This is a genomic window from Bosea vestrisii, assembly GCF_030144325.1.
GTDB classification, from domain to species: domain Bacteria; phylum Pseudomonadota; class Alphaproteobacteria; order Rhizobiales; family Beijerinckiaceae; genus Allobosea; species Allobosea vestrisii_A.
Genome location: NZ_CP126307.1, coordinates 5317724 through 5334543, shown reverse-complemented (window position 1 = coordinate 5334543; position 16820 = coordinate 5317724). Strand labels below are relative to the sequence as shown.

19 protein-coding genes are annotated in these 16820 nt (G+C 65.2%); 7 read left to right on the top strand and 12 right to left on the bottom strand.

The features are described 5' to 3' along the window. Positions 1-110: 110 nt before the first annotated feature. From cimA to cysS, 3 genes are all read right to left on the bottom strand, one after another. The gene (gene cimA, locus QO058_RS26285) at positions 111-1718 is read right to left on the bottom strand and encodes a citramalate synthase (protein WP_284173030.1); all 1608 of its coding nucleotides are present in this window, start codon (positions 1716-1718) and stop codon (positions 111-113) included. Between the two features lie 248 nt (positions 1719-1966). After that, complete coding sequence (locus QO058_RS26280) at positions 1967-2521, bottom strand: endonuclease domain-containing protein (RefSeq protein ID WP_284169160.1); 555 nt, start codon at positions 2519-2521, stop codon at positions 1967-1969. Then, a complete protein-coding gene (gene cysS / locus QO058_RS26275; RefSeq protein ID WP_284169159.1) occupies positions 2518-3987 on the bottom strand; it encodes a cysteine--tRNA ligase in 1470 nt (489 codons plus the stop codon). Before cysS ends, QO058_RS26280 begins: the two co-directional genes overlap by 4 nt. Before the next feature lie 381 nt (positions 3988-4368). On the opposite strand from cysS, the gene QO058_RS26270 reads away from it, so the two are divergent. Next, positions 4369-4698, top strand: a complete 330-nt coding sequence (locus QO058_RS26270) for a hypothetical protein (RefSeq protein ID WP_284169158.1) — start codon at positions 4369-4371, stop codon at positions 4696-4698. 6 nt (positions 4699-4704) lie between these two features. On the opposite strand, the gene QO058_RS26265 is transcribed toward QO058_RS26270, so the two are convergent. Both QO058_RS26265 and QO058_RS26260 read right to left on the bottom strand, forming a co-directional pair. Then, on the bottom strand, positions 4705-5400 hold the full coding sequence (locus QO058_RS26265) for a hypothetical protein (protein WP_284169157.1): 696 nt from the start codon (positions 5398-5400) through the stop codon (positions 4705-4707). Next, positions 5388-5906, bottom strand: a complete 519-nt coding sequence (locus tag QO058_RS26260; protein ID WP_284169156.1) for a CreA family protein — start codon at positions 5904-5906, stop codon at positions 5388-5390. Before QO058_RS26260 ends, QO058_RS26265 begins: the two co-directional genes overlap by 13 nt. Positions 5907-6020: 114 nt before the next feature. On the opposite strand from QO058_RS26260, the gene QO058_RS26255 reads away from it, so the two are divergent. Continuing rightward, positions 6021-6563, top strand: coding sequence for a GNAT family N-acetyltransferase (locus QO058_RS26255; protein ID WP_284169155.1), 543 nt, complete (start codon positions 6021-6023; stop codon positions 6561-6563). Between the two features lie 66 nt (positions 6564-6629). Here the strand turns inward: QO058_RS26255 and QO058_RS26250 are convergent, their stop codons facing one another. Genes QO058_RS26250 through QO058_RS26235 form a run of 4 tightly spaced genes read right to left on the bottom strand, consistent with a single transcriptional unit; the run spans position 6630 to position 9379 of the window. Continuing rightward, a complete protein-coding gene (locus QO058_RS26250; RefSeq protein ID WP_284169154.1) occupies positions 6630-7022 on the bottom strand; it encodes a lysozyme inhibitor LprI family protein in 393 nt (130 codons plus the stop codon). 2 nt (positions 7023-7024) lie between these two features. Then, positions 7025-7558: a hypothetical protein gene (locus QO058_RS26245; protein WP_284169153.1), complete on the bottom strand. Its 534-nt coding sequence runs from the start codon at positions 7556-7558 to the stop codon at positions 7025-7027. 34 nt (positions 7559-7592) lie between these two features. Continuing rightward, positions 7593-7814 carry a DUF2783 domain-containing protein gene (locus tag QO058_RS26240; RefSeq protein WP_432211981.1) on the bottom strand — a complete coding sequence of 74 codons (222 nt, stop codon included), beginning with the start codon at positions 7812-7814 and terminating at the stop codon, positions 7593-7595. Continuing rightward, positions 7811-9379 carry an FAD-dependent oxidoreductase gene (locus tag QO058_RS26235; protein WP_284169152.1) on the bottom strand — a complete coding sequence of 523 codons (1569 nt, stop codon included), beginning with the start codon at positions 9377-9379 and terminating at the stop codon, positions 7811-7813. The genes QO058_RS26240 and QO058_RS26235 overlap by 4 nt, the downstream gene beginning before the upstream one ends. A 47-nt stretch (positions 9380-9426) precedes the next feature. On the opposite strand from QO058_RS26235, the gene QO058_RS26230 reads away from it, so the two are divergent. Beyond that, the gene (locus QO058_RS26230) at positions 9427-9708 is read left to right on the top strand and encodes a type II toxin-antitoxin system RelE/ParE family toxin (RefSeq protein ID WP_284169151.1); all 282 of its coding nucleotides are present in this window, start codon (positions 9427-9429) and stop codon (positions 9706-9708) included. Positions 9709-9720: 12 nt separating this feature from the next. Further along, positions 9721-10002 carry a HigA family addiction module antitoxin gene (locus tag QO058_RS26225; protein WP_152017440.1) on the top strand — a complete coding sequence of 94 codons (282 nt, stop codon included), beginning with the start codon at positions 9721-9723 and terminating at the stop codon, positions 10000-10002. 6 nt (positions 10003-10008) lie between these two features. On the opposite strand, the gene QO058_RS26220 is transcribed toward QO058_RS26225, so the two are convergent. Both QO058_RS26220 and QO058_RS26215 read right to left on the bottom strand, forming a co-directional pair. Beyond that, the gene (locus QO058_RS26220; RefSeq protein ID WP_284169149.1) at positions 10009-10965 is read right to left on the bottom strand and encodes an MBL fold metallo-hydrolase; all 957 of its coding nucleotides are present in this window, start codon (positions 10963-10965) and stop codon (positions 10009-10011) included. 147 nt (positions 10966-11112) lie between these two features. Then, positions 11113-12126 carry a fumarylacetoacetate hydrolase family protein gene (locus tag QO058_RS26215; protein ID WP_284169147.1) on the bottom strand — a complete coding sequence of 338 codons (1014 nt, stop codon included), beginning with the start codon at positions 12124-12126 and terminating at the stop codon, positions 11113-11115. 62 nt (positions 12127-12188) lie between these two features. On the opposite strand from QO058_RS26215, the gene QO058_RS26210 reads away from it, so the two are divergent. Next, positions 12189-13274 (top strand): TRAP transporter substrate-binding protein, encoded by a 1086-nt coding sequence (locus QO058_RS26210; RefSeq protein WP_284169146.1) that lies wholly within the window; start codon positions 12189-12191, stop codon positions 13272-13274. Between the two features lie 272 nt (positions 13275-13546). Here QO058_RS26210 and hmgA read toward each other — a convergent pair whose 3' ends face one another. Beyond that, entirely contained in the window at positions 13547-14905 is a 1359-nt protein-coding gene (gene hmgA / locus QO058_RS26205) for a homogentisate 1,2-dioxygenase (protein ID WP_284169145.1), read from the bottom strand. Positions 14906-15024: 119 nt separating this feature from the next. Between hmgA and QO058_RS26200 the strand changes: the two genes are divergently transcribed. Together QO058_RS26200 and QO058_RS26195 are read left to right on the top strand one after the other, a co-directional pair. Then, a complete protein-coding gene (locus tag QO058_RS26200) occupies positions 15025-15519 on the top strand; it encodes a MarR family winged helix-turn-helix transcriptional regulator (protein WP_284169144.1) in 495 nt (164 codons plus the stop codon). A 125-nt stretch (positions 15520-15644) separates the two neighbouring features. Further along, a complete protein-coding gene (locus QO058_RS26195) occupies positions 15645-16814 on the top strand; it encodes a P63C domain-containing protein (RefSeq protein WP_284169143.1) in 1170 nt (389 codons plus the stop codon). Positions 16815-16820 lie beyond the last annotated feature (6 nt).

The window sequence follows — 16820 nt, the reverse complement described above, 5'->3', positions numbered from 1 at the left end:
CGGCCGAGCGTCATGGTCGGGCTTGACCCGACCATCTCGGAAACCAGCTAGCTGGTCATGAGATTCTCGGGTCTGCGCTCCGCTTCGCCCGAGAATGACGGCTGTGTTTGCTACGCCGTCGCGCCCTCGCGCATCAGCTTGTAGGTGATCGAGTCGACCAGCGCCTGGAACGAGGCGTCGATGATGTTGGCGCTGACGCCGACAGTGGTCCAGCGCTCGCCGGTCTCATCGGCGGATTCGATCAGAACGCGGGTGACGGCATCGGTGCCGCCCTGGAAGACGCGGACCTTGTAGTCGACCAGCCTCAAGCCGCCGATCAGCGACTGGTAGCGGCCAAGATCCTTGCGCAAGGCCAGGTCGAGCGCATTGACCGGGCCGAGCGCGCTTTCGGCAACCGAGATCAGCGATTCCTCGCCCACCTTCACCTTGACGATCGCCTCCGAGAAGGTGACGAGCTCGCCCAGCGCATTGTAGCGGCGCTCGACATTGGCGGTGAAGCGCTCGATCTCGAAATAGGCCGGCAGCTCGCCCAGGATGCGCTTGGCGAGCAGGTAGAACGAGGCATCCGCCCCCTCGAAGGCATAACCCTGCGCCTCCTTCTCCTTCAGCTCCTCCAGCACGCGCGAGAGCCTTGGATCGTCGCGGCCGATAGTGACGCCGATGCGTTCCAGCTCGGCGACGAGGTTGGATTTGCCGCCCTGGTCGGAGACCAGCACTTTCCGGACATTGCCGACCAGATCGGGCGCGACATGCTCGTAGGTGCGCGGGTCCTTCAGCACGGCCGAGGCGTGGATGCCGGCCTTGGTGGCGAAGGCGGAGGCGCCGACGAAGGGCGCGTGCCGGTTCGGCGCGCGGTTCAGCATCTCGTCGAGCGCGCGCGAGACATGCGTGAGCTCGCCGAGCTCCGCTTCGTCGACGCCGAGCGTGAAGCGGCGGTTATAGCGGTCCTTCAGCTTCAGCGCGCCGATCAGGGTGACCAGATTGGCGTTGCCGCAGCGCTCGCCGAGGCCGTTCAGCGTGCCCTGGATCTGGCGCGCGCCTGCCTCGACGGCGGCGAGCGAATTGGCGACGGCGCAGCCGCAATCGTCATGGGCGTGGATGCCGAGATTCTCGCCCGGAACGACCTTCGCGACCTCGGCGACGATCCGTCCGATCTCGTCCGGCAGCGTGCCGCCATTGGTGTCGCAGAGCACGACCCAGCGCGCGCCGGCCTCATAGGCGGCGCGGGCGCAGGCGAGGGCATAGTCGGGATTGGCCTTGTAGCCGTCGAAGAAGTGCTCGCAATCGAGCATCACCTCGCGGCCGGCGGCCTTGGCGGTGGCGACGCTGTCGCGGATGCCGTCGAGGTTGTCTTCCAGCGAGATCTCGAGCGCGACATGGACATGATAGTCCCAGCTCTTGGCGACGAAGACGATGGCGTCGGCCTTGGCATCGAGCAGCGCGGCGATGCCGGGATCGTTCGAGGCCGACCGCCCTGCCCGCTTGGTCATGCCGAAGGCGGCGAACTTCGCGCGCTTCGTCGGCTTTTCCGCAAAGAAGGCAGTGTCGAGCGGGTTGGCGCCGGGATAGCCGCCCTCGACATAGTCAATGCCGAGCTTGTCGAGCATCGCCGCCACCGCCCGCTTGTCGTCGAGCGAGAAGTCGACGCCCGTGGTCTGGGCGCCGTCGCGCAACGTCGTGTCGAAGAGGTGGATGCGGGCGAGCGCCTGCGCCGACAGGCCCTCTCCCCCCTTGTGGGGGAGAGTTGGAAAGGGGGGCGGCCCGCTTGGTGAGCGGTCGACCCAGTCGTTCGCCCCCCTCCCTTCCCTCCCCCACAAGGGGGGAGGGTTGCGTCGCGGATGTTGGTATCGTCATCGCCTCACCCGCAGTCGGTAACGCAGCACCTTCGGCATCACCATGGCGAGCATGACGAGCTTCATCGCGATCGAGAGCGAACCACGCTTGCGGATCTTCGGGGCCTGGGTGGTCATTGTTGTTGGTCTTTCAGGATATTGACTTCATGGATGGTCGCGCCGTCGAGGTCGTACCAGAGCGTGTCGCTGACCTCGTCCGGGTGATGAATGATCTGGTGGTTCCAGAGGCGGCGAATGCGAAAACCCTGCGCCTTCAGCCAAGAATCCCGCCGCTCATCGTAGCCGTTCTCGGCATGCTGCCCGCCATCGGCTTCGACGATCAATCGCTTCGCAGTGCACACGAAGTCGACAATGTAAGGCCCGACCTGCACCTGCCGTCGGAATTTGAAGCCACTGAAACGACGATCGCGAAGCAGATGCCAGAGCTTCCGCTCGGCCTCAGTTGGTTCACGCCGCATGATGCGGGCTCGCGACTTCAGAACCTCCCGGCGCGTCGGCTCGGGCTCCCCTTCTCCCCCTGCGGGAGAAGGTGGCCGCGCAGCGGCCGGATGAGGGGTCGCGCCGACGTTTCCGGTTTGCGTTTCAAGAGGCCCAAGGCCGGCAGCGTCGCGCGACCCCTCACCCCAACCCTCTCCCGCAAGGGGAGAGGGGGTTGCGTCGCGGTTCACCGCTTCACCTCCCAACTCGTAATCAGCTCGCCGGTGGCCGGGTCCTTCCCGTCCATGAGCACGATACCCATCGCGACGAGCTCGTCGCGAAGGCGATCGGATTCGGCGAAGTTCTTCGCCTTGCGGGCGGCCAGGCGGGCGGCGATCGACGCTTCGACCTTTGCCCGCAAGGCATCATCGATCTCGGCAACTGCCACCTGCGGCAGAGCGATCCCGAGCAAGGAGAGACTCCCCTTCAAGCCGGCATAATCCCCAGCCTTGCGCAGGGCGTGCAGCTCGGCGAGCACCTGCGAGGTGTTGAGATCATCAGCCAGCGCTTCGATCACCGCGGCGGGGGCCTGCCCGGCCTCAGCCTCTCCGGCTGCAGCCGCCCAATCGGCCAGCGTCTTCTCCGCCTCCTCCAGCGCCTTCACCGTCCAGTCGATCGGCTGGCGGTAATGGGTCTTGAGCATGGCAAGCCGCAGCACCTCGCCGGGCCATGTCCGCCCGCCGAAAGTGTCGGTCGCCAGCAGCTCGTTGATGGTGACGAAGTTGCCGAGCGACTTCGACATCTTCTCGCCTTCGACCTGCAGGAAGCCGTTGTGCATCCAATAGTTCGCCATGCGCGGCGCACCGCCGGCCGCGCCGAAGGCGCAGCAGCTCTGGGCCAGCTCGTTCTCATGGTGCGGGAAGACGAGATCGATGCCGCCGCCATGGATGTCGAAGACGTTCCTGGCGGGATCGTCGCATGTGAGGCCGCCGCCGAACGGCTCGAGCAGCGTCTTCATCGACATGGCCGAGCATTCGATGTGCCAGCCGGGCCGGCCGGGCGTGGCGATGCCGGCCGGCGACGGCCAGCCCGGATCGATGCCGGCGCGGCTCGGCTTCCACAGCACGAAATCCATCGGGTCCCTTTTATAGGGAGCCACATCCACTCGTGCCCCGGAGATCATCTCGTCGAGCGAGCGCCGGGCGAGCGAGCCGTAGCGCGGCGCCTCCTTCAGGCCAGCGACGGCCGGCACGTGGAACAGCACATGCTCCTCGGCGACATAGGCGACGCCGCGGGCGATCAGGCGCTCGATGATCGCCTTCATCTCCTCGATATGGCCGGTGGCGCGCGGCTCGTCATCGGGGCGCAGGTTGCCGAGCGCGTCGACATCGGCGTGGAACTGCGCCGTCGTCGTCTGCGTGACCTTCGCGATCGCCTGATTCAGCGGCAGATCGGGAAAGTCACGCGCCGCGCGGGCGTTGATCTTGTCATCGACGTCGGTGAGGTTGCGGGCATAGCGGACATGGCCCTCGCCATAGAGCTGCCGCAGCAGCCGGTAGAGCACGTCGAAGACGATGACCGGCCTAGCGTTGCCGATATGGGCGTAGTCGTAGACCGTCGGGCCGCAGACATACATGCGCACATTCTGGGGATCGACGGGGGTGAAGACCTCCTTCGTCCGCGTCAGCGTGTTGTAGAGCCTGAGGGTCGGCTGCATCGAAGCGGTATCCTGACGAAAAGGCGACAAAAACGGCTTATCCTGGCCGCTGGCCGGGGCGCTGTCTGTCTTTTCGTTGGGACGAGGACGTGAGCAGCCGGCCAGCGAAAGCTAGCGGCAAATCAAGCAAATAATGGCGAGGGCTCGCGTCATCCAGCCGTGATGCCTGTCATGTGCGCTTACGTCAAGTGGCAGCTGCGCAACGCTTGCGCGCCATCGCCCTGCCCTCCCGCGATTTCAGCTCTCTTCGCCGCAATGCCGCCACAAGCGAAAGACGGTTTGCGCGCAACCAAGATTGCCGTGGTTCACGCAGTCTTAATCATTTGGAACCAGTTTGACATGTCGAAGGTTCAGCCCCGGTCGGGTCTCAGGGACAGTATCATGCGCCGCGCCGTTGCTCTGGTCGGGCTCTTCGGAATCCTTGGCGCCGGAATGTCGCTGGCCCTGCTGCCCGCAACCGGTACCGTCGCCGCCCCCAAGGCCGAGCGCACCTATCTGATCCCGGCCGGAGACGGCTACGGCGTCGCCGACTGCATCGCCAGCAAGTCGGAATGCGGCCAGATCGTCGCCGACGCCTGGTGTGAATCGCAAGGTCACCGCATCGCCACCGCCTATGGCCTGGCCGCCCGCGAGGACATCACCGGCTCGACGCCGCGCCCCGCGAACGTGGCGCAGACCGAGTTGCCGCTGACGATCACCTGCGGGGGCTGAGCCAACCTATCCGCCTTGGCCCTTGCCAAGGCGATGAGCCTCCCACCAATCGCATTGCCACTCTTCGTAGCCGAGGAGCAGGCCCTGACGGCGCTCCTGCACCTCACCCCAGCCGTCCCTATCTGGGTCATCAAAAAGCTGGATGTAGGCGTCGATCCGCCACAGCTCTTCCGGCAAGGCAACATAAACGTGCCTGACGCCGTCGAAGCACTCGCCGTCCGAGGTGCGGGGCTTTGAAAACGGCCTATCGACGATGCGTCTGACAAAACGGCCATCAGCGACATAGGGGTCGAATCGCGCCATCCACTCATCAAACCAATCGGCAGGATAGGCATCAGCAAACACTGCGAGCGGCTTCCTGCCCTCCAGCATGAGCGCGAGCTCGTATTCGGTATGGATGAGATAGGGAATTTCTCGAAGCCCGCTCCACGGAACAATCTGCACCGGGCCGAGATCGCGAGGAAATGGCAGGCCCGTCAATCGCTGGAGCGCATCAAGATCCTCACCATCAAGCTCATAGATACCGCTGAAATCCGGATCTTCTCCGTGCTCGACTCGAAGTACTCCGCGAAGAGCGCCAAGGTCATCGATCGAGACGCGCGCCTCCAGAATGGGGCAATCCGTCACCGGGTCGCGTGCTTGCAAGATGAAGCGATGGGCGCCGCAGTCCGCAGGCGCCCCGGCAGCGCTCACCTCACCCATTCCGAGCATTTCGGCACCTCGCCCATCCCGCCCCAGGGCATGATCGGCACGCTCGAAGTCGAGTTCTGCGGCGAGCCGTCGATCAGCTTGTCGGTGTAGACCATGTAGATCAGGACGTTGCGCTTGGTGTCGCAGCCGCGCACGATCTGCATCTTCTTCCAGATCAGCGAGCGGCGCTCGCGGAAGACGACGTCGCCCTGCGAGAACTTCTCTTTGATCTTGACCGGGCCGATCTGGCGGCAGGCGAGCGAGACCTCGGAGACCTCCTCGGCGACGCCGAACATGCCGGAGACGCCGCCCTTCTCGGGCACGGTGTAATGGCAGGCGACGCCCTCGACGACCGGGTCGTCGACGCCGTAGACGGCGAGCTTGTCGTCCGGGGTCAGCATCTTCCAGACCGTCGACTTCCTGAAGATCAGGTCCTCCTGCGCCGTGGCCGGCGCGGCAAGCCCACCAGCGAACGCGAGAACAGCCGAGACGGCGAGAAGGCAACGACGAAAGCTCATTCAGATTCTCCCAGAGCGTTCCCGCGGGACAGCGGGCAGGATATGGGATGGCGCGCCGTCCCGCGCCAGTGCAGGCGGCGATCGATAAGCACATCACGCAACAAGGCGACGACCATGCTGCCGCAGCTGGAAACCGAGCGACTCCTCCTGAAGCCGCGCTCCGAGGCCGATCTCGACTTCGTCGCCGCGCTCAATGCCGATCCGGAGGTCATGCGCTATATCGCGGCAGTCGGCGATCCGGCGATGGGCCGCGAAGGCGTCGCCGCGCGCAGCTTCCTGCATGTCGAGCGCGGACTCGGCTACTGGACCGTGTTCGCCCGCACCGACGAAAGCGAGCCGCTGGGCTATGTCGGGCTCATTCCGGACGGCGACGACGCGGAGCAGGCCCAGCAGGCCCAGATCAGCTATCGCTTCGCCGCCCGTCATTGGGGACTGGGCTTCGCCCGGGAGGCGGTGGACCGGCTACTGCGCTACGGCTTCGAGACGCTCGACCTGCCGGAGGCCCTCATCATCACGCATCCGCAGAACGCAGCATCGTTGCAGCTGGCGGCGCGGCTCGGCTTCGAATCGTCACCGAGCGAGACCGAGATTCTGATCGGCGCAGCGCCGGTGCCCGCGGTGCGCTTCCGCCTCCGGCGCGTTTACATCGCGGCCTGATGATTCAGCGCTTTGGTTTGACGCATTTTCTTCACGCGAACCGGATCCACTTCGCTCGAAAATGCTCTAGCGCCGATCGGCGCCGTAGCTGTCCAGCGTCGCGGTGCGCTGGGCGATGAGCTCCGCCCGGCAGCTCGGGAAATGCAGCACCTGCCCTTCCCGGCCGAAGTCGCCATTGGCGTAGAATTGGCAGGCCTTATCCTTGAAGGCGTTCCAGGCGCGCTGCTCGTCGAGTAGGTCCTTCTTCGTCGCCGGCTCGCTCGCCGCATAGAGCCGCTTCCAGGCGGCGTTCAGCTTGGCGTCCTCGCGCGCAACCCACTCCCCGCCGCAGGCGGCCCAGGCGGGATTGGTGCCGTCCGATGTGTCGATGCAGCGCTTATAGGCGTCGTCAGCCGCCGCCGGCACGACCAGCGCGCCGAAGACGCCCGCAACCAGCAAGGCACGCGCGACGCCGCACATGCTCAGGCAGCGATCGGCTTGAAGGCGAGATAATAGGCCGCGATCGCGCCGACGAAGCCGAGCCCGGTCAGCACCAGCTTCAGCCGGGTGAAGCCGCTGGCGAAGGCGACCGTGCCGTCCTCGACCTTCGGATAGCGATCGAGCAGGCGGGCGATGGCGAGGTTCTCGGCAACGTCGCAGAGCCCGCCGAAGAGCCAGCCGCCGCCGCACAGAGCTGCCACCCACCAGGGATAGCCGCGCATCGAGAGGCCGGCGACGATCAGCGCACCGACTATCGTATAGACCAGTGCGAAGGCGAGATCGGCAGGCAGCAGCTTGTTGCGATAGATCGCCCGGCGCTCAGGACCGTAGAGGGAGAAGAGCTTCTCGACGTCGTCCTTGGTGAAGCCGTTGAAATCGCTCTCCAGCGCCCGGTCGACGCGCAGGCTGCGCGCCCAGAGCCAGGACAGGAGCAGCGTCAGCACCACCAGCGCCGGCCCCCAGAAGAAGAAACCGAGCGGGATCAAAGTGGGGTAGAAGGTCGGCAGATCTTCCATCAGGCTCACGTCTCCAGAGCGTCGTGAGCCGAGCCTACCTCGCCTCGTGCGCCAGCGCCACGGCCTCGCGCAGAACCAGCTCGTCGCCGATATGGTTGGCGAGGATCAGGACGAGGCGGGCATTGAGCGCGGCGCTTTCGCGCTCTTCGAGATCGCGATGCGCCTTCGCCAGCAGGCGAAAGGCCGCGTCGGGATCGGCGAAGCGCGATTCGCGGGCAAGCCCGGTCGCGGGGGTCATGGCAGCCGCGGCACTCATCCCCTGCCCTCCATCCGCGCGATCGCAACCTCGATCGCAGCGCGCTCGGGTTTCGGGAAACGTGCGGCGACATGCCCGTCCGGCCGCAGCAGCACGGCTGCGCCGCTTTCCAGGGCATAGCGCTGGCGCAACGTTCTATCGCCGGCAGCCGGCTCGATCGCGAGCACACCGGCAGGCGCCACCCTTGCCGCGCCTTCACCGAGCAGGATCGCCTGACCCGCCGCGAAAGCCTCGCTCAGCCAGGCGGAAGAGACGCCGGCAACAGGCGCATCGAGGAAGGGCGCGCCCGGCGGCAGGTTGCCTTCCCCCACGTCATCCTCGGTCGAGAGCGGTGAACCGGCATAGGCGCTGGCCACCGAAAGCCGGCCGGAATTGACGAAGCGCTTGGCAAAGCCGGTCAGCGGCGCCAACGACAGCGCCGCCTCACGCAGGAGGCGCTCGCCGGGCGACCGTGGCGCGATGAAGTCGGTCGCCCGCGTCGAATTCAGGATGTTCTCGTCGGCCGCGGCGACGCGCTCGCTGTCATAGCTTTCCAGCAACGAGGCCGGGCTCCGCCCCTGCGCGACCAATGCCAGTTTCCAGCCGAGATTGTCGGCGTCCTGGATGCCGGAATTGGCGCCGCGCGCTCCGAAGGGCGAGACCTGATGGGCGGCGTCGCCGGCGAAGATCACGCGGCCATGCAGGAAGCGGTCGAGCCGGCGGCACTGGAAGCGGTAGACCGAGACCCATTCGAGCGCGAACTCGGCATGGCCGAGCATGCGCTCGATCCGGGGCCGCACGATCTCCGGCTGCTTTTCATGCTCGGGATCGGCATCGGGCCCGAGCTGGAGGTCGATGCGCCAGATATCGTCCGGCTGCTTGTGCAGCAGCGCCGACTGGCCGGAATGGAAGGGCGGATCGAACCAGAACCAGCGCTCGGTCGGGAACGGTGCGCTCATCTTCACGTCGGCAATGAGGAAGCGGTCCTCGAAGGCCTCGCCGCGGAACTCCAGCCCGAGCAGGTCACGCGTCGGCGAGCGGGCGCCATCGCAGGCGACGAGCCAGTCGGTTTCCAGGGAGTAGTCTCCCTCCGGCGTCGCGATCGTCAACTTGGCGCCGTCCTCGCGGTTTTCCAGGCCGGCGAGCCGGTTGCTCCAGCGCAGATCGACCAGCGGCTCGGCGAGCACGGCCTCGACCAGCGCCGCCTCGACGTAGAATTGCTGGAGGTTGATGAAGGCCGGCTGCTTGTGGTCGCCCTCGGGCAGGAGGTCGAACTCGTAGAGCTCAGTTTCACCACGGAAGACGCGGCCCTTCTGCCAGGTGACGCCCTTCTCCACCATCGCCTGCGCCAGTCCGAGCCGGTCGAAGATCTCTAGCGTGCGCTTGGCGAAGCAGATGGCGCGCGAGCCCTCGCCGATCCTGTCGGCATCGTCGATCAGCACAACCGGAACCTGCCGGCGCGCCAGGTCGAGCGCCAGCGTCAGCCCGACGGGGCCGGCACCGACGATGACCACCGGATGGCGGGCGGGGGTGGCCGCGTCCTGGTCCTGGCTGCGGCGATAGGCGAACTGGCGGAAGGGCTGCATCAAATCAGCTCCTTGACTGGTACGCGATACGTATCATAACTTAAGTTATGATCCTGGGCTTTGCCGACAGGGATACGGAGCGCTTGTTTCGCGGCGAAGCCTGCGCTGCCCGCTGGCGAGCGATCGAAAGGATCGCACTGCGCAAGCTCGATATGCTCGACGCCGCCGTGACAGTCAGCGATCTGCGCTCGCCGCCAGGCAACCGGCTGGAAGCGCTGAAAGGCGACCGCAAGGGGCAGTGGAGCATCCGGATCAACGACCAATGGCGGCTCTGCTTCCGCTGGAGCGGCGACGGCCCTGAGGCGGTCCAGATCGTCGACTATCATTGAGAGGAGATCGTCATGGCGCGAGTGAGGACCCATCCCGGCGAAATCCTGCGCGAGGAATACCTTGAGCCGCTCGGAATGAGCGCACGAGCGCTCGCCAAGGCGCTCGACGTGCCCGGCAACCGGATCAGTGACATCCTGCGCCAACGGCGTGACGTCTCCGCCGATACCGCAATCCGGCTCGGCCGCTTTTTCGGAACTGATCCGCGCTTCTGGCTCAACCTGCAAACCGCTCACGACCTGTCCAAAGCCGAGACCGAGCAGGACTATTCCGCGATCCATCCCCACGCTGCCTGACCCGCCTCAGCCGCGCAGGTCCAGCCACATCTGGCGGTCGCGCTCATCGGTCCAGATGCGCGGATGGTCGAGGCCGCCGGCTTCGTCATAGGCGCGGGTGACATTGAAGGGCAGGCAGTGCTCGAAGATCACCCAGTCGCCATAGGACGGCTTCAGCGTCTCATGGACACGCTCGAAGGTCTCGCGCAGCGAGCGGCCTTCGGCGACATGGCCCTTCACCGCCTCATAGAGATCCGAGAGGAAGGCGCGCGTGCCCTTGATGCCGTCAGCGACCATTCCCCGGTTGGTCAGCGCCGCGCCGCGCCCCGGCACCATCGCGGCGGGCGCGAAGGCGGCGAGCGCGTCGAGCGTCGTCGGCCAGTCGGTGAAGTGCGCGTCGCCGCAATAGGGCGTGGCGCCGTATTCGACGAGGTCGCCGGCGAAGATCACATTGGTGTCCGGCGTCCAGGCGACGATGTCGCCGGCGGTGTGGCCGCGGCCGAGCTTCATCAGCCTGACCTCGCGGCTGCCCAGCCAGATCGAGGCATTGTGCGAGAAGGTCGTGGTCGGCCAGGTCAGGCCAGGGCGGATGGAGTCGGCACCTTGAAAGAGCCGCGGAAAGCGGCCGATCTCGCTTGCCTTGTCCTCCTCGCCGCGCTCGACGATCATGGCGCGCGCCGCATCCGAGCAGACGATCTCTTTCGCGCCATAAGCCGGCGCGCCGAGCACGCGCACGGCATGGTAATGCGAGAGCACGACATGGCTGACCGGCTTGTCGGTGACCTCACGGACCCTCGCGATCACCCGCTCGGCCATGGTCGGCGTCGCCTGCGCATCGAAGACCAGGACGCTGTCGTCGCCGATGACGACGCCGCTATTGGGGTCGCCCTCGGCGGTATAGGCGTAGACGCCCTTGCCGACCTCCTCGAAGGAGACGGTCTTCTCGCCGAGATCGGCAGTGGAGGCGAAAGCGGGGGAGGACATGGAGCAACCTCGTAAACGTGTCGATACTGACGTCATGCTCGGGGCTTGACCCGAGCATCTCAGGCCGCGAGAGGCTCCGGTGGGTGCCCTACTCGTCCTGAGAATCTCGAGTCTGCGCTTCGCTTCGCCCGAGAATGACGGTGCGGCCTACGGCGCATAGGGCAGGATTTCCTGCTCGATCGCGCCGAAGATCGAATGGCCGGCGGCGTCCTTCATCTCGATGCGGACGCTGTCGCCGAAGCGCAGGAAGGGCGTCTGCGGCGAACCGTGCCGGATGGTCTCGACCATGCGCTGCTCGGCGATGCAGGCATAACCGAGCCCGCCCTCCGCAACCGGCCTGCCCGGCCCGCCATCGGCATCGCGGTTCGAGACCGTGCCAGAGCCGACGATTGTGCCGGCGACGAGCGGGCGGGTCTTGGCGGCATGGGCGATCAGCACGCCGAAGTCGAAGGTCATGTCGACGCCGGCCCCAGGCTTGCCGAAGGGCTTGCCGTTGATCTGGGCGAGCAATGGCAGGCTGAGCTTGCCGTCCTTCCAGGCGGGGCCGAGCTCATCCGGCGTCACTGCCGCCGGCGAGAAGGCGGAAGACGGCTTTGCTTGAAGGAAACCAAAGCCTTTCGCCAACTCGTTGGGAATCAGATTCCGCAAGCTCACATCGTTGACGAGCATGACGAGGCGGATCAGTCCGCGCGCCGCCTCGGGGCTGACGCCCATCGGCACGTCGCCAGTGACGACCGCGATCTCGGCTTCGAGATCGATGCCGTAATCCTCGCTGGCGAGCCTGACCGCCTCACGCGGGCCGAGGAAGGAATCGGAGCCGCCCTGGTACATCAGCGGGTCGGTCCAGAAGCTCTCGGGCATCTCGGCCCCCCGCGCCTTCCTGACCAGCTCGACATGGTTCACATAGGCCGAGCCGTCGACCCATTGATAGGCGCGCGGCAGAGGCGAGGCGCAGTGATGCTCGTGGAAGCGGAAGGACGGCACCGAGCCGTGCTCGAGGCTCTCGGCGAGGTCGGCGAGCCGCGGCGCGCAGCGGCTCCAGTCGTCGAGCGCGCCTTGCAGCGTCGCCACGACCGGAAAGGCGTCGGTCGCGCGGGTCAGGTCGTTCGAGACCACGACGAGGCGGCCATCCCGGCCATGCATGAGGGATGCGACTTTCATCTCTTTTCAATCCTCGCCGAACAGTGATGATGGCAGCAAATCCGTCCCGGGGAGGAAAGTCCATGCAACGCCGTACGTTTTTGAAGACGGGCGCGCTCGCCGCGGCCGCGGCGCCGATCGCGATGCCCGCGATCGCGCAGTCCAGCCCTGAGGTGAAATGGCGTCTGACCTCGAGCTTCCCGAAGCAGCTCGACACGATCTACGGCACCGCCCAGCAGTTCGCGAAGTTCATGTCGGACGCCACCGACGGCAGGTTCCAGATCCAGACCTTCTCGGCCGGCGAGATCGTGCCCGGCCTGCAGGCGCTCGACGCGGTCACCTCCGGCACGGTCGAATGCGCGCATACGCCGACCTATTTCTACGTCGGCAAGGAGCCGGCGCTCGGGCTCGGCACCGGCATTCCCTTCGGCCTCAACGCCCGCCAGCAGCACAGCTGGTGGTATTTCGGCGGCGGCGAGCAGATCGTCAACGAGGCGCTCGCCAAGTTCAACGCCTACTCGATCCCCTGCGGCAATTCCGGCTGCCAGATGGGCGGCTTCTTCCGCAAGGAATTGAAGACCCTCGACGACCTCAAGGGCCTGAAGTTCCGCATCGGCGGCATGGGCGGGGCGGTGCTGGCCAAGCTCGGCGTGGTGCCGACGCAGATCGCGGCGGGCGATGTCTACCCTGCGCTGGAGCGCGGCACGATCGACGCGGCCGAGTTCGTCGGTCCCTATGACGACGAGAAGCTCGGCTTCGTGAAGGTCGCGCCCTATTACTACTATCCCGGCTGGTGGGAGGGCGGCGCCATGCTGCACCTCGTCATCAACCAGGAGCAGTGGAACAAGCTGCCCAAGCACTACCAGGCGATCATGCAGAACGCCTGCGAAGCCGCCAACAACTGGATGCTGGCGAAGTACGACTTCGTCAATCCGGGCGGCCTGCGCAAGCTGATCGCCCAGGGCGCGCAGCTCAAGGCCTTCCCGCAGCCGATCATGGAAGCCTCGCTCAAGGCGGCCGAGGAGTACTACGCCGAGACTTCCGCCAAGAGCGAAGCCTTCAAGAAGGGCTATGAGTCGATGGTCGCCTTCCGCGGCGAGAACCTGCTCTGGTGGCAGGTCGCGGAACTCTCCTACGACGCCTTCATGAACCGGCTGCGGTCGCGCTGAGGCGCCCGACATCCAGACAAGCAGGCATGCGAGGCCGGCACCATCCGCGCGCTCTTCCTTCTCCCGAATGGGAGAAGGTGGCGCGGAGCGCCGGATGAGGGCCTGCCCTTTCCGGATAAGGCGAAGGTGGCGACGCTGCGACACCAATAGTCGATGGCGGGCCCTCATCCCTGCCCTTCTCCCATACGGGAGAAGGGTTCCCCGCGCCTGATCGACAGAATGCGCCTTCGGGAAGCCGGCCCGTGTGATCACGGCACGCAAGCGCGAGCGCCTCACCAGGCCTCGGGCTTGTTCGGGTCGAAGCGCTTCTTCAGCTCGCTCCAGCAGTCGCTGTAATTGTCCTGCAACTCGGGCAGGCCGGCGGCATAGCCGGTGACGCGCTGGGCGAATCTCGTCTCGAACATGAAGGCCATGGTGCCAGTGAGCTTGACCGGCTTCAGCTCGACCGTGCTGGCATGCTCGAAGGCCTGCGCGTCCGGGCCGTGCGGCAGCATCATGTTGTGCAGGCTGAAGCCGCCGGGCGTGAAGCCCTCGGGCTTGGCGTCGTAGACGCCGTAGATCAGCCCCATGAACTCCGACATGATGTTGCGATGGTACCAGGGCGGGCGGAAGGTGTTCTCCGCCACCAGCCAGCGCTCAGGGAAGATGACGAAGTCGATATTGGCGGTGCCGGGCGTCTCGGAAGGCGCCGTCAGCACGGTGAAGATCGACGGGTCGGGATGGTCGAAGGAGATGGCGCCGACCGGCGAATAATGGCGCAGATCGTATTTGTAGGGCGCGTAGTTGCCGTGCCAGGCGACGACGTCAAGCGGCGACTGGTCGACCCTGGTCGAGAACAGCTCCCCGCCCCATTTGGCATAAAGCGTCGAGGGTTCCTCGATGTCCTCATAGGCGGCCACAGGGGTGAGGAAATCGCGCGGATTGGCGAGGCAGTTGGCGCCGATCGGCCCGCGGTCGGGCAGCGTGAATGCGCCGCCATAGTTCTCGCAGACATAGGCGCGCGCCGGCCCGTCCATCAACTCGACGCGGAAGACGACGCCACGCGGGATGATGCAGATCTCGCCCGGCTCGATCTCGATGATGCCGAATTCGGTGAAGAAACGGAGCTTCCCCTCCTGCGCGACGACAAGATACTCGCCATCGGCGTTGAAGACGTATTCCTTCTCCATCGAGGCGGTGACGAAGAGCATATGGGCCGCCATGCCGGCCTGGCTGTCGGCATCGCCGGCCGTGGTCAGGGTGCGCAGGCCGGTCAGGAAGGTGAGTTTCTCCTCCGGGACCGGGATCGGACTCCAGCGCAACTGCCCGAGCGAAGGCTTCGTCTCGTCGCGGCAGGGCGCGGTCCGCATCAGCCCCTTGTCGACCAGCGTCCAGCGGCCGCCATGCTTGACGCTCGGGCGGATGCGATAGAGCCAGGAGCGCTCATTGGTGGAGCGCGGCGCCGTGAAGGGCGAACCGGAGAGCTGCTCGGCATAGAGGCCATAGGCTGCCTTCTGTGGCGAGTTGCGACCGACCGGCAGCGCGCCCGGCAGGCTCTCGGTCTCGAAGGAATTGCCGAAGCCGGACATGTAGCGGCGCCCGCCGCGGACCTGCTCGCCGAAGCTCGACTGAACCGTGGTCTGCACGTTCATGACTGGGCCTCCTCCTGATCCGATGCTAGCCGCTTTGACAGGCGCTGCCGTTGCGCAATGATCGCGGGCGCGGCCTTGAGCGGCCTTGGTCCCACCCTAATTAGTTACATGTGAAACTAATGTCAACGAAGCCGAAGCCGCCCTCCGCCGATCGCACCCTGCATCTCGAGCAGTTCCTGCCCTACAGGCTGAACGTGGTCGGCTTCTTCGCCAGCCGCGGGCTCGGCCGGGTCTATGGCACGCGCTTCGGCATCGGCATTCCGGAATGGCGGGTGATCGCGCAGCTCGGCGAGTTCGGGCAGTTGACCTCGCGCGACATCGGCGAGCTCTCGCAGATGCACAAGACCAAGGTCTCGCGCGCCGTGGCCGAGCTCGACAAGCGCGGCCTGGTGACGCGAGCCGAGAACCGGGCCGATCGGCGCGAGGCCTTCGTCGCCCTCAGCGCCGCCGGCCAACGCCTCTACGCCCAGATCGTGCCGCTCGCCCTCGCCTTCGAGGAGCGCTGGATCGAGGGGATCTCGCCGGAGGAGCTACGGGTGTTCGAGCGCGTGCTGGCGGTGCTGACCGAACGCGGCCGCCACCTCGCCGGCGCCTACCAGACCGAGGAGGCGTGACCTCAAAAGACCGTGATCGGCGTGGTTGCTGTCTCAGTTTGAACCTCGCGCCGTTGACGCGCTCGACGCCTGCCCGGCTCGCCAACGGCAAGACAAGGCCATGCAGGCGCAGGCGCGCCGAAACCATGAACGCCGAGCGCCGAATCGAGATTGCAACGGCAAAACCACCAAGGATTCTTAGCAAGCACGTTCGCTTTTGTTCCAATCGAATGCTTGCCTATCTGCCAGTAAGCATGATACCGCTCCTTGCCAGCAAGCAAGGAGTGATTCTGATGAATGACACCCCGCAGAGCCTTGGCGGAAAGAACCGCGCAAAGAACCTCTCGCCAGAGGAGCGAAGGAGCATTGCGCGGCGCGGCGCATTAGCGCGCTGGCAGAAGTTTGACGTGCCGGAAGGCACGGTAATCCCAAAAGCAATCGTGTCGGGCGTGTTGCCGCTCGGGGGAATACCGTGCGCTGTTCTAGACGATGCGGAGAACACACGTGTCCTCAGCCAAGCTGGGTTCCTGGAAGCCCTTGGTAGGACGCGAACACCGAACAGTGCTGGCGGGAACGAGGCGATCGCCAACTTACCGGTCTTTCTGCGCGCAAAGAACCTAGAGCCCTTTATTCCCAGCGACTTAGTGCGGTCGTCGTCTCCAATTATCTTCGAGACCGAGAAAGGCGGTGGACTAGGTGGCAGCCTTGGCTTTGGGTATCGCGCACAACTGCTTCCGGCCGTTTGCTGGGTGTATCACGAAGCTAAAATGGCGAGAAAGTTGCTGCCGTCTCAGGAGCATATAGCTGACGCGGCCACGCGGCTCCTAAAAGGTCTAACAAATGTAGCGATTGATGCGCTGGTTGATGAAGCGACTGGGTATCAAGATATTAGAGCAAAGAATGCACTTATTAAACTACTTGAGAAATACGTTTCTCAAGACGCATTGCCTTGGGTTAAGACATTCGATGACGATTTTTACAAAGAATTATTTCGACTTCATGGATATACATACGATCCGAAGAGTGTAAAACGCCCACTTATCTTCGCAAAAAGGACCGAGGACATATACGATCGGTTGGCGCCGGGCGTCAGGACCAAATTGCAGGAGGTTGTGCGGCGCGGGGCGTCTGGCCGCCCTAACGAAAAACTCTTCCAGCATCTTACCGAAAGCGAAGGCTACCGCCACATGCAGCAGCATCTTGCTGGCGTGAAGGCGATCATGAAACTGTCCACCGACGTGAAGGACTACCTGAGGAAGTTGGACAAGGTCTTTCCCCGCTTCGGTGACACGATGCAATTGCCTTACGACGATTGACTGAAC